The sequence below is a fragment of the Photorhabdus africana genome (genome assembly GCF_035181445.1).
GTDB classification, from domain to species: domain Bacteria; phylum Pseudomonadota; class Gammaproteobacteria; order Enterobacterales; family Enterobacteriaceae; genus Photorhabdus; species Photorhabdus laumondii.
The window spans coordinates 153,175-165,981 of sequence record NZ_JAXBVE010000003.1; the positions used below are offsets into that span (position 1 = coordinate 153,175).

The 12,807-nt window shown below is 34.6% G+C and carries 11 protein-coding genes; all 11 read right to left on the reverse strand.

Annotated elements, in window-relative coordinates; all coding sequences use genetic code 11:
- Positions 1-8: 8 nt before the first annotated feature.
- Positions 9-308 (reverse strand): glycosyltransferase, encoded by a 300-nt coding sequence (locus SLS51_RS02825; protein ID WP_323835308.1) that lies wholly within the window; start codon positions 306-308, stop codon positions 9-11.
- Positions 309-446: 138 nt separating this feature from the next.
- Complete coding sequence (locus SLS51_RS02830) at positions 447-764, reverse strand: hypothetical protein (RefSeq protein ID WP_323835310.1); 318 nt, start codon at positions 762-764, stop codon at positions 447-449.
- 316 nt (positions 765-1,080) lie between these two features.
- Entirely contained in the window at positions 1,081-2,235 is a 1,155-nt protein-coding gene (locus tag SLS51_RS02835; RefSeq protein ID WP_323835312.1) for a CDP-glycerol glycerophosphotransferase family protein, read from the reverse strand.
- Positions 2,236-2,955: 720 nt separating this feature from the next.
- Entirely contained in the window at positions 2,956-3,915 is a 960-nt protein-coding gene (locus SLS51_RS02840; protein WP_165579209.1) for a DMT family transporter, read from the reverse strand.
- Between the two features lie 409 nt (positions 3,916-4,324).
- Complete coding sequence (locus SLS51_RS02845) at positions 4,325-6,199, reverse strand: polysaccharide biosynthesis protein (protein WP_323835316.1); 1,875 nt, start codon at positions 6,197-6,199, stop codon at positions 4,325-4,327.
- 9 nt (positions 6,200-6,208) lie between these two features.
- On the reverse strand, positions 6,209-6,820 hold the full coding sequence (locus SLS51_RS02850; RefSeq protein WP_323835318.1) for a sugar transferase: 612 nt from the start codon (positions 6,818-6,820) through the stop codon (positions 6,209-6,211).
- Entirely contained in the window at positions 6,821-7,978 is a 1,158-nt protein-coding gene (locus tag SLS51_RS02855) for a DegT/DnrJ/EryC1/StrS family aminotransferase (RefSeq protein WP_323835320.1), read from the reverse strand.
- Positions 7,979-7,988: 10 nt separating this feature from the next.
- Positions 7,989-8,999 (reverse strand): glycosyltransferase family 2 protein, encoded by a 1,011-nt coding sequence (locus tag SLS51_RS02860; RefSeq protein WP_323835323.1) that lies wholly within the window; start codon positions 8,997-8,999, stop codon positions 7,989-7,991.
- Between the two features lie 169 nt (positions 9,000-9,168).
- On the reverse strand, positions 9,169-10,407 hold the full coding sequence (locus SLS51_RS02865) for a glycosyltransferase family 4 protein (protein ID WP_323835325.1): 1,239 nt from the start codon (positions 10,405-10,407) through the stop codon (positions 9,169-9,171).
- Complete coding sequence (gene wecB / locus SLS51_RS02870) at positions 10,404-11,474, reverse strand: non-hydrolyzing UDP-N-acetylglucosamine 2-epimerase (RefSeq protein ID WP_323835327.1); 1,071 nt, start codon at positions 11,472-11,474, stop codon at positions 10,404-10,406. Before wecB ends, SLS51_RS02865 begins: the two co-directional genes overlap by 4 nt.
- A gap of 5 nt (positions 11,475-11,479) precedes the next feature.
- The gene (locus SLS51_RS02875; protein WP_323835329.1) at positions 11,480-12,568 is read right to left on the reverse strand and encodes a glycosyltransferase; all 1,089 of its coding nucleotides are present in this window, start codon (positions 12,566-12,568) and stop codon (positions 11,480-11,482) included.
- Positions 12,569-12,807: the final 239 nt, after the last annotated feature.

Sequence of the window (12,807 nt, forward strand, 5' to 3'; positions counted from 1 at the left end):
TAATTTCTTTAATCTAAAATTTTTCTACCAGTTGTTTTTGTTGAAATAACGGCACATCCTTGAGATTTGGCTTCAATTATACTTAATGGCATTCCTTTAAATAGAGAAGGTAATATACTTATTGTTGCTCTTCGAAGATACTTTGTTATATTATTTGTTGATTTATAAAATAAAATATTTTTTAATTCCAGTTTTTGAGCTAGCGATATAAATCTTTCTTTATCTGATCCATCACCAACAATCTCTAATTTCCAGTCATTATGTTTATGCTCAATTATTTTCCAAGCTCTTATTAAATAAGTTTTCATAATTATGCTCTACTTCTAACCAGCCCTTGTGTACCAAGATATACAGCCTTTTCATCCAAGTGGTCTGTAGAATCAATGAGATAGGCTACAGAACCAATGTTGTTCAAAAAGAAAACAAAAGGCATAGGTGTATCAGTATTATGGAAAGCTATTTAAATCATCAACCCCTTTCTCTTTGGTTACACGCCCAATAAAAGTTACAACTTTAGTGTACTCATCAATTTTTTTTATATAAGTTGGGATTGGGAATGGATTAGAGATGAATGTTATTTTTTCATCTTTTACAATGTCTGGAGTAGTATCGGTATTTTTAAACAAACAGACTACATCATCAAATACATCAAAAATCATATCTACTCGATGCTTGGTGACACGGCGGGAAATATAAAAATTCTCAAACTCATTATTTCCACCATGAGAGAAATAAACAAGCTTAATATCTTTAAATAAACCCAATTTTCTCCAAAAATAGATAGGTTCTATAATATGCTGATTTATTGACAACTAGGTGTGAGTCTTTTTCTTCTTTTAAAATAGGAAGAATTAGGAACAAGTTTATAGGTAAAGCTAAAATTTTATTCTTAAAGATATATCTTTTAATATTTTTATCTAATTCAAAATATGTCTTACCAGGAATCACTGATAGTATTTTACAGTCAAATCCTAATTCTAGAAAAATAATTGGCCCATGAACTAATTACTCTAACTACACCACCGGCACTGACCATACTTTCAGTCAAAAACACCAACTTTTTAGTCATAATTTTTTTGTTTAATCTAAATGTTCAATAATAAAATTGTGTATTCTTTGGCAACTTCCATATTTAACTTCGTTGAAATAACTATTGACTTTATGTCTTTCAGTTTTGTAATAAGTTTCAGTATATAGCAATTTAGATATTTCAGAAATAAATTCATTTTGATTTGTTGGTTTTGGTCTAGGTGTAACAGTTTGATAATCAAAATTTAAGCCTACATTATTCTCATACAATTCTAAATCATAAGGTAAGAATAAAATAGGCTTATTTAATATTAGAAAATCAAAATAAATACTTGAATAATCTGTTATTAGCAGATCAAAGTCTGCTATAACATCCATAACTTCATTACAAACATCAGATGAAAAGTCTCTAACCCAATTTGAGTTTTTTATCTCTATACTTTGTAAGTGATGAGGTCTTAAACAAAGTAAGATCCTATTTTTTTCTAGGTATTCTTCAAGTTCATCTTGATTAAAATCTGAAAATGGGAAAAATTTTGTATCTTCACCGATCCAATCATCACCGTAAATTCCTGCTCTCCATGTTGGTGCATATAAAATGGCTTTCTTATATTTGGGTAAGTCAGCTATATAATCACTGATTAAATGATGATTTTCAAATAATGCATCATTTCTTGGTTGTCCTAATGGTTTTATTCTTTCTTTGGTGATTAAGAAACTTTTTGAATACACTGATGACAAATTTGAGCTTGTTGAAGAAAATAAATTATAGTGTCTTGAGAACATTTTAAGAGTTAAAAACATTCTTAATTTTGATAAACCTGAATACCCCATAATACCTATTTTTTTCAGCGGGATACCATGCCATAAATTAATTAAAATTCTGGTTTTATGTCCAAATGGTGTTTTGAGAGGGAAGCCACCATCCGTAACCCAAACCTTTGCATTTGATATTATAATTATATCTTTTATTTTTTTAGTTGTTATAAATTTATCCCCGTATTTTTGGATGAGTTCTTTCCTCAATTTATCATTATTTATAATATATTTGACATCAATAGTGTTCTCTTTAAGTGAATATTCAAATAGTGCTTTAGAGTTGAATTTAATATTGTTTTTATCAAATGTAAAAATTATTAATTCTTTTTTTGGACGATATAATAAAGGTAAAAAGAAGCAAAAAAGGTAATTAAATAAATGTTTCATTGTAAGTACGAATGTATACTGTTAGATAAATGTATTACTAGTAGGTATTTTTTACGGTGGATAAGCCTACTACTTATTAAAAGTAGAAGCAGTTTTTTATAGATAGATAAAGCTACCGCACTAGGTTTTTGGCTCCCAGAGTGCCTGTGATATTCGGAAATCTTATCTATTGCACTGATTTCTCAATACTTTTGTCTGTCTTAACAAAAAGTAATGGGGGATAAGATTTTGTAACTAGTTGGGGGGAGATTAGACTGTAAACTCTTCTGGGTCAAGTTTAACAAACCACTTGTTTAACTAATTGGTAGAATAGAGTTAGCTGAAATCTGTATTACTACTCATGGAATGGCGGTTAGATCTTACCAACAACGTACTATGTGCTTTGTTTTTCAACAGGTTTCCTTGTGTTCCATTCGCCTCAGGATGTGGCAGTATTTCCGTGATATCCATTCGGCAGTAAAGCTTAATTGTGACTTTATGTTTATTTAGCATTGTGATTGGTGAGGTAACGATATTCCTAATTCTGCAATCTGTAATCTTTAGAGGTATAGGTAAATTCAGTAGTGATGGTTATCTAAAAGGTCAGAGAAGAGGGGGAGAGTGGTTGGTGTAGGTTCGGGGATATTTGGTAATATATTATTGATGCTCAGTAGAGTTTTAGTAGTTTTCTTTAACTATAGCCGTAAAACGAATTTAAACTTGTTGTGAATAGAATCACATTCATTTAAGTGTCAGAATCAATTTTTTGATATTAAGTGGATTTACGGCAGTTAGGAATGAACCAGCAGAGACGCCTACGCATAGAAGCAGTAGATTTATAGAAATGGGTTCATCTACCAGCAAATAAGCAAAGATGACTGCCCAGATAGCATAGGTGATGTTTAAACTCATCGCACGGATGGGTTGAAGCATGCAGATTGCTTTGTAGTAGAAGAGGTACGATAGTGTGGCGACCAGAGAGGTGAAAAATAATAAGGAGTATAATTCTATATTTGAAAAAATATGTGTAACTCCAGGAAAGGAGTGAATGAATAATATGATCATGATTAAATAGCCCACAGAGGATGATAATTGCCTGATGAAATAAGCAATATCAGCAGGGATATCTTTGTTCATGCCGTAAGAGCTGATAACAACTTCGGAACTCCAGCCTAGTGCGCATATAAAAGCGAAGAAAAAGCCTATCCAGCCAGATGTTGTCTGAGTTGATGCGGAGTAACCGAGTATCATCGTGCATACAACGGCCAGTATTAATCCCAATATGCCGATAAGGTGAATGCGATCTTTAAGTAGAAAAAAGGAAATGAGCGCGCCAATAGCCGGGTAGGTTGCTGAAATAGTTGCTGTGTAGCTAATGCCAATGTATTGAATAGCTAAGATATAACAAGACATGCCCATTGGGCCACCAAATATAGCCGCCAATACAATTATGCCATTTTTCTTGTTTTTGGGGATAAGGCGTATCGCTCGGTATTTTCCTTTAACTACAAGATATATAAACATATATCCGCATGAAATCGTATCATTTAGGAATGCGAGTATGATGGGAATGAAGAAACAACAGGAAAGTGCGGTGTTTTTTAGTAATAATGCGAAAAGTACGCCACTTAGCCCCCAGAAGACACCAGAGGAGAGTCCGTAGGCATTGGCTGTTACTTTACGGTTGATGAATATAGCCATTTGGGTACTGTTTCATAAATTTATAGACTCGTGCTAAGAGGCTAGCTTTATAATTTCCAGATGTTTAATCATTCTCCTTTGTTTAAGGAGGAAATGAAGGAAGTATAATGCATATGATATATACCCGTCATCTTTCAAGTTGCCTCTTTGTTGGCTGCACTCGCTCACCCCGGTCACATAGTTACCTATGCTCCCGGGGATTCTCTCCCTTGCCGCCGCGATCCATCTTGAAATCCATAGGGTATATCTAATAATGAGGTTTTTGTTAGCTTGTTATTTTAATTTTCGAATTATTTGATTTTTAATTTCTCGTGTGTTAAAAATTTCATAGGATTATTATTTGTCTAGAAGGCTAATATCAGCAATATGGTTTTCAGCCAGTTTCATGACATGAATGTATTTATAGATATTATTTTAAAAGATCGTAAATATAATCTTTAGGATGAAAATCAATAGGAGCATTGATCAGGATCTGCCTAATATTTTCAAAATCGTAATTTTCACAAGATGTTTTTAAGTCATTTAATAATGGGTTTAATTTATCCCAGGTCAGAAAAACTTCATTGGCTGTCATGATTCTTGGGTGATTAGTGCCAGAGACGTTATCACCAATTAAAAGTTCTTCATAAAGTTTTTCACCGGGTCTTAATCCGGTAATTTTGATTTCGATATCACCATGAGGATTGGTTTCATCTTTCACGGTCAGGCCGGAAAGATGGATCATTTTCCGGGCGAGATCATAAATTTTTACTGATTCTCCCATATCCAGAACAAAAACGTCGCCATTATTGCCCAGAGCTCCTGCCTGGATGACTAATTGGGCGGCTTCTGGGATTGTCATGAAGTAACGGGTAATGTCTTTGTGAGTGAGGGTTATCGGTCCACCACTTTTTATCTGTTTCTCGAATAGGGGGACAACGGAACCGGATGAACCAAGGACGTTGCCAAAGCGAACCATTGAGAATTTGGTATAACTGTGCTGTTTAGCAAAAGCTTGTAGTATCAGTTCGGCAAATCTTTTTGTTGCTCCCATGGTATTCGTCGGGCGGACGGCTTTGTCGGTAGAGATTAATACAAATTTTTCAACTTTTTGATTAATTGCTGCTTGAGCCAGTGAGAGGGTACCAAAAATATTGTTATTAATGCCCTCGATGGTATTCATTTCTACCAGTGGAACATGTTTATATGCCGCCGCGTGGTATATAGTGTTAATGTTAAATTTATTGATTATTCTAGCTATCTTTTCTGAATCTTTTATATCACCTAAAATTGCAGTAATCGTGATATTCAAATCTCTATCTGAGTTTATCTTTTGTAACTCTTTTTCTATTGAATAGAGACAATACTCGGTTAATTCAAATAGGACTATCTGAGAGGGCGATTGAGTGATGATTTGCCTGCATAATTCTGATCCGATTGAACCACCGGCACCGGTAATAAGCACATTTTTGTTTTTTATGTTCTTACTGAGTAAACTTTGTAGTGGATCAACTTGTTCTCTTCCTAACAGATCGTTAATGGAAACGCGTTTCAGTGAGTTTATTTGTGCTTTTCCTTCAACCAGATCATTGAAACTTGGAATGGTGAGGATTTCACAATGTTCTTTTTGGAGTCTTTCTAGTATTTTTTTTCTATTAGATATTGATGCACTGGGTATGGCTAATAATATTTTCTTTATATTATATTTTTCGACTAAGATGGTTATCTTCTCTGGAGAGAAGACATAAACTCCATGAATAGATAAGTTGTGTAATTTAGCATTGTCATCAACAAAAGCAATCGGGTTGAATTCTCTATGTTCTCTTAATATGGGTAACAGTTGTCGGCCAGATTCTCCTGCTCCGTATATGATAACAGGAGCACCTTTGTATTTTAGTAAATTACGTAGCGTTCTATAGATAAATCTTGTACCGCAGAGTGAGATAACCAGAAAAGAGAAGTAGATAATCGGTACAGTTCTGGGTAAAAAGGCTTGTTGGTATAAGGAAATTGCAGTCAATAGTAGAGTAGATAGAAATGAACCAATAATGGCCCATTTCAATATACTCATGTTGACATATTTTAATATCGATCTATAAAAGCCAATTCTTAAGAAAATAAATAGCGTGAAAGGTATGGTGAATATAATCGTTAACCAATGTTGTAAACTGTAAATGGGCACTTCTCTATCAAGGCGTAGCCACATGCTCAGCCAGTATGAGATAATAATGATAAATATATCTACAATCAGAAGGACGATGGTTTTAATTAATCTGTCTTGGTTGAAAAATATTCTCTTGTTCATAATGGTTGATTACCTAAAAACTACTTTGTAAATTGTTTTGAAAATAATCTTCAGGTCATAGAAAAATGACTTTTTATCAATATATTCTAAGTAGTACTTGGCTTTTATTGGCATAATAATATCGATATAAGCTTGATGAGGATCTTGATATTGGCTTAATATCTGGTTTTCATCGATCATTTCTATAGAAGCCAAATCTGTTATGCCGGGTTTTACCGATAATATTTTGTTTCTGACATCATCTGGATATTTGTCCATAAATTGTGGTACTTCAGGTCTTGGCCCGACTAAGCTCATTTTGCCTCGAACAACATCAATTAGTTGAGCTAATTCGTCAATTTTATATTTGCGGATGAATTTTCCAGAATGGGTAATACGGAGGTCATTACCGATAGTGAGTTGTCCTTTTTGCTCTGATTCTGTCGTCATGCTCCTAAATTTGTGAATATAGAAATCTTGATTATATTGGCCTACCCGTTTTTGTCGGAAAAAAATGGGTCCTTTCGAATCCATTTTTATCCAGATAGCAATCGTGATTAAAATAGGGAGTAGTAGGATGAGTCCAATGAGAGACGAAGTAAAATCAAAAAGCCTTTTTATAGCTAAATAATATGTCATCATTTATGCCAAGATCTCTTTAATTGTTTTGATAACGTAGATTTGGTCTTCTTTGGTCATTTTTGTATATAAAGGGATGGATACAATTCTTTTAAAGTTTTCTTCGGCAACTGGGAAGTTGTTTTCGTTAAGAGAATAGGTATTTTTCCAGATGGGTTGTTTATGCAGTGGAATAAAATGGACAGAGCAGCCGATGTTTTTTTCTGCCATTTTTATAATGAAGTCATCTCTGGATATTTTGACTTGATCATTTAATCTAATGGTATATAGATGCCAGGCGTGTTGGCTATTAGGCTCTTTAGGTTTAGTCGGTAAGGTAATCGGCAGATCTTTTAATTCGTTATCATAGAGTTTAGCCATTTCCTCTCTTTTCTTTTGAAAAGCATCTATTTTCTGTAATTGATGGATGCCGATAGATGCACAAATATCGGGCATGTTATATTTATAGCCTGGTTCAATCACTTCATAATACCAGGCAGGTATTTTAGATTGATATCGATCAAAGGCGTCTTTGCTAATGCCGTGGAGACGCATTATTTTTGCTCTTTTTATGATATCTGGATGTCTGGAGACTAGCATGCCACCTTCCGCTGTCGTCATGGTTTTATTCGCGTAAAAGCTGAATACCGTGACATCGGTGTCTAGCGTGCCAATTTTCTTTCCTTTGTATAAAGTCGGAAATGAATGGGCGGCATCTTCAATGATTCGTAGATTGAATTTTTTAGCTATTGCAATAATGGTATCCATATCACAGGATAAGCCTGCAAAGTGTACCGGCATAATTGCTTTAGTTTTGGCGGTTATGGCTTTTTCTATTGCTATTGGGTCAATATTCAGGCTGTCAGGTAAAGAATCAACAAAAATAGGGTGAGCCCCCAAATAACGGACAACTTCTGCTGTTGCCGTGAAGGTATAGGTAGGGACAATGACTTCATCACCCGGCTGAATACCAATGGCTTCCAACGCTAAATGTAATCCCGCAGTGGCTGAATTTACAGAAATTGCTTCAACATCAGAACCCAAATATTGGGCAAAATCTTGTTCAAATCTTTTGGCTTTAGGCCCGGTGGTTATCCAACCGGTTTTAAGTGAGTCAATGACTTCATCAATTTCTTCTTGGCTGATTTCTGGGAGGGCGAAAGGGAGAAAAGAAGAGTTCATGATATAATCCTTATCTTTTGTTTTTTACGTGGAATTTCTTATTGAATATAATTTTCATTATTCCAATGAGATACCCTGATCCATAAGATAAATGTATGCACAGAAATATTAATGGTAAGAAAATATAGTTTTTTTTGTTTTTTAAATGGGCTCTTATTGATACCAGTAAAGTTAGGAAGAAATAGATAAAAATACAACCTATATATAGATATAAAAATATTGAGCTAGTGAATGAGAGGATTAATCCTAGGATTAACCCTAAGACAAAAATTGGTGGTATTAATTGCCGTAATGATGTTATTTTTTTCAATTTGACATTGACTAGTGGTTTGAATAAACCGTATTGGTAGAACATAGAACAGATTTTTTTAATTGAATCTCTGGGGTAATAATCAATAATAATATCTGGGGAAAGGTATATATTACCTCCATGCTTTATAATTCTGTTGTTAAACTCATCATCTTGGTTTCTAATTAAATCTTCATCAAATAGCCCTATTTTATCGAATAGTGTTCTTTTGAAAAAGCCGAAAGGCACTGTATCAACTTTTTTTATATTATTAATGCCAATTCGAAAATAGGAATTACCTATTCCAAAGCGACTACTTAAGGCATATGCAATATTATGGGCGATGGTTGTAGAATTACATGGTTTTGTATTAATAATCCCACCTATATTATCAGCATCAAGTTTTTTTGATAAGTTATATAGTTTGGATAAGTAGCTACTGGGATAGCTGGAGTGAGCATCGATTCTGGCTATATATTCCCCTAATGAGTTTTTTATACCAATATTCAGAGCAGCAGGAACATGTTTTGCAGGGTTATATAGTAATTTTATGAACTCATATTTTTCAGTATAACTCTGAATTACCTTTAAAGTATTATCTGAACTACAACCATCTATAAAAATAATCTCTAATTGCCCGGTAGGGTAATCTTGTTTTAGCAGTGATTCAATACACCCTTTTATATATTTTTCTTCATTTAATATAGGGCAAATAACTGATATATTTATCATGGTTGAATAGTCACTTTATTTAGAGTGTAATGATAGTTATTAATTCCTATGTTTTGTTCAAATATTTCGGTTTTAAGTTGGGTGGGTATCCACCATTGTTTTAAGTGAGTCAATGACTTCATCAATTTCAGATTGTCCAATTTCAGGTAATGCAAAAGGAAGGAATTTATTATTCATGATTGATGATGGCCTTGATGAAATTGTCTGCTAATATGGAATAAGCGTGATTTTCTAAAGCGTAAATTTTACCTTTTTGCCCCATTTGGTTTAATTCGTCAGTTGATAACTCACTGAGTTTTAATAAGGCTTGAGCAATCTCTTCTGGTTTTCCTGATTTAATGGTGATACCGCAATTCACGTCAGAAACAGGATCATTACCGGCATCAATTGCACATACAATAGGTTTTCCCGCCATCATGTAATCAATAAGTTTATTGGGGCTGATGCCAAATCTGAATAATGATTGCTTTTGTAACCCTATATAGGCAATGTCAATTTTATTGAGTAGTGTTGGGATTTGAGTTTTGGGGATCGGATCAAAGAATATAACGTTATTTGTTCCCAGTGATTGAGATTCCTTTATTAAGTTATCCTTTTCAAGGCCTGTGCCGACTAATAAGAAGGTTATCGGTTTATCATGAAGCAGTGAAGCCGTTTTGAGGAGTTTTTCTAGCGCATTTGGGCGGCCGTGGGCGCCGCTATAGCATACAATTTTATGTCCTTTATTTTTTTCAGTTACAATAAGTTTTTCTAGTGAACGGTTTAACGGGGTAAGTTGATTTATCCAATCTTCTATAACCACGCCATTAGGGATAATATGTAATTTGCTGAGGTCTAATCCATGTGCTTTCGTATGTTCTTGTACTTTAGGAAGCATGGAAATAACCACATCAGCATGTTTATAAGCTGCGTTTTCAGCAAGTTGGCATAATTGAATAAATGGATGTTTAGGTGACATTCCACCTAATTCTATCGGTGAAAGCGGCCATAAATCATGCAGTTCAAAAACCAGTTTGGCATTGGCTTTTTTGGCAAGACGTTTGGCAATCCAGATATCCATTGGATATGTACTTGAAGCAATGACAACATCAGGTCGATATTTTTTGACTAAGTTATGGCTATCAAGCCAAATTTGTCGTAAAAAAGAGAAAATATTTTTGACTCTGGGTAATCCATTTCCATTATAACTCGGGGTTGGATACCAGATATATTCTAATCCGTTAATATTTTCGGTGGTTTTTTTATTGTCTATCAGTTTAGGTTGTTTGGTCCGCACATGAGAATAAGAGGCTGCAAGTAGGGTAATATTATGTCCCGATTTAATCCATTCTTGTCCTAAATGATATGGACGAAATTCCATCCCAAGATCCGGCGAACCCGCATAATGGTTTATATAGACGATATTCATAGTAATTTTTCTAGTTCGTCAGCAATTCTTGTCGCAGCGATACCACCACCATACATGGATTGAATCGAGTCCATGTCAATTCCAATCATGTCATGAACGGTTTGGGTTATTTTGTTACTGTCAGCCTCCGAGAGTTTGTTTACGCCCGCGGCAATTAATTCTACCCATTCAGTTTGATCCCTCACAGTCACACAAGGTTTCTTGAAGAAAAATGCCTCTTTTTGCAGTCCACCGCTATCGGTAATAATCAGGGCGGTGTTTTTGAGTAGCCAGATCATCTCTAAATATCCTACTGGCTCAATTAAATGAACATCTAAATGTAAGTCGTATTGTGCTAACATTTTTTTAGTTCTTGGGTGAATTGGCATAACAACAGTAGCAGTTCTTTTATGTATATTATTTAAGGCGTTTACTATTTCAGTTAGACGTTCCTGATTATCGGTATTTTCAGCACGATGGAGCGTGGTTAATATAAAGTTTGGTATCGCATCCAGCCCATCAGGTTTTTTCGCCATTTGGCTAAAATATAAAGCCGCATCTTCCATTACATCACCGACTTTTCTGATATGAACGGGCTTTGAACCGAAGCCTTCTTTTTGTAGATTATTGACGGCGGTGTCTGTTGGACAGAAGAGAATGGAACTCACATTATCGGTTAATATTCTGTTTATCTCTTCTGGCATTTCCATATTAAAACTGCGTAGACCGGCTTCAACATGGATAATCGGAATATGTAATTTAGATGCGGCTAATGCACCAGCTAAAGTCGAGTTTGTATCACCATATACCATGACGGCATCCGGTTTTTCTGTGATAAGTACTTTTTCAACTTCGATTAGCATCTTTCCGGTCATTTCACCGTGTGAACCACCGTGAATATTGAGTGTGTAATCCGGTTTGGGAATGGCTAATTCATTAAAAAATATATCAGACATATTAGTATCAAAATGTTGACCTGTATGAATGATAATCTCTTTAAATTTGTTATGATTTTTTAAAGCGCGAGAGACTGGGCTTGCTTTAATGAATTGTGGTCTGGCGCCTAATACGGTAATGATTTTTTTCATATCGATTAACGTCCAATGTGTTGGTAAAATTTGGTTAGTTTATTTTGTTCAATATCCCAATTGTATTTTTCATTGACTGCCAGAAGCCCATTGTTACCCATTTCTTCTGCTATATCCGGGTTATTTGATAAGTAATCTATCGCATCAGCTATTTGCTTAGGGTTTAATGGGTCAACACAAATGCCACAATGGTTCTTTACAACAATATCTTTCCATAATGTGAAATTTGAAGCGATGACCGGGATACCCGCACTCATATATTCGAATATTTTATTGGGTTGGGCATCAATATGATTGGGGAGTGGGTGATATAGAACGATACCCGCAATAGATTTAGATAGAAGCTCCTTGGTTTCTATGCGATTTAAAAATCCCAGTGCATCTATTTTGTGCCAATTTTTCATGCTTTTTATTTTGTTCTCTAAATCGGTGTCAGAAAAATTGCCCGCTAATTTCATTTTTGTATTTGTCGTGAGGTGAGAGAGGGATTCAACCATCTCGGCGATACCTCTAATGTCGGAAATGCCACCGACATAGCAGACTTGTTTTTCTTTTTTGTGCCAGTTGGCATGCTTATTATGTAACTCACCTAATATAGGATAGTTATTAATGTCTATGGTGTTGTTATTGAGTTTTAAGAATTTGTCTCTTATTGAGGGTGTGGCTGTAATAATGCCATCAAATTTAGGTGTAGAATAGTTCTCGTAGAGGGAGAATAGTTTAGAGATAATAATTTGGGTAAATTTATTTAAATAAGGTTTGCTAAAAATTTGTTTTGGGACGTCTTCATGGGAATCAAAAATGACTATTTTACCTTTCTTTTTCAGTTTTAGTCCGATAGGGATGAGCTCTGGATCATGGAAATGATATAAGTCAGCGTCTAATTCTAATGCTTTTTTATAAACTTTATCGGTTGTTTTAAAGATTCTATTCAATCGACCGGGTAATATACCGACATCCATGATAGCAATGTTATTCTTGGCTTCATTACCTTTACCATCTGCAACAATAAGCGAGACCTCATGTTCTTTTTGTAAGGCAGAACATTCTTTTAGAAAAATACGGGTATCGAAACGTGGATGTACCGAGGTCATGTGTGTGATTTTCATAAGGGTATTTTGTTGGTTTTTGTAGGGAATAAAAATAATAATATGCTTAATGCCAGCAGCCCATAGGTCAGTAATAGTGCTGTAATCGCTGAGTTTGCTATCGTGTATACGAAGGGTAAATAGAGTGTCGTTGAAAATTCAAATGGAACCTTTTTTGAACTCAGGTTCATTGCAAAGATTAATATATTGAATATAAAAAAGTTTATTATTAAACCCAGTGTGCC

Coding starts and splice junctions, on each gene's coding strand:
- SLS51_RS02825 (WP_323835308.1), bottom strand. CDS start 308: ATGAAAACTTATTTAATAAGAGCTTGGAAAATAATTGAGCATAAACAT.
- wecB (WP_323835327.1), bottom strand. CDS start 11,474: ATGAAAAAAATCATTACCGTATTAGGCGCCAGACCACAATTCATTAAA.
- SLS51_RS02840 (WP_165579209.1), bottom strand. CDS start 3,915: ATGGCTATATTCATCAACCGTAAAGTAACAGCCAATGCCTACGGACTC.
- SLS51_RS02845 (WP_323835316.1), bottom strand. CDS start 6,199: ATGAACAAGAGAATATTTTTCAACCAAGACAGATTAATTAAAACCATC.
- SLS51_RS02875 (WP_323835329.1), bottom strand. CDS start 12,568: ATGACCTCGGTACATCCACGTTTCGATACCCGTATTTTTCTAAAAGAA.
- SLS51_RS02850 (WP_323835318.1), bottom strand. CDS start 6,820: ATGATGACATATTATTTAGCTATAAAAAGGCTTTTTGATTTTACTTCG.
- SLS51_RS02855 (WP_323835320.1), bottom strand. CDS start 7,978: ATGAACTCTTCTTTTCTCCCTTTCGCCCTCCCAGAAATCAGCCAAGAA.
- SLS51_RS02860 (WP_323835323.1), bottom strand. CDS start 8,999: ATGATAAATATATCAGTTATTTGCCCTATATTAAATGAAGAAAAATAT.
- SLS51_RS02835 (WP_323835312.1), bottom strand. CDS start 2,235: ATGAAACATTTATTTAATTACCTTTTTTGCTTCTTTTTACCTTTATTA.
- SLS51_RS02865 (WP_323835325.1), bottom strand. CDS start 10,407: ATGAATATCGTCTATATAAACCATTATGCGGGTTCGCCGGATCTTGGG.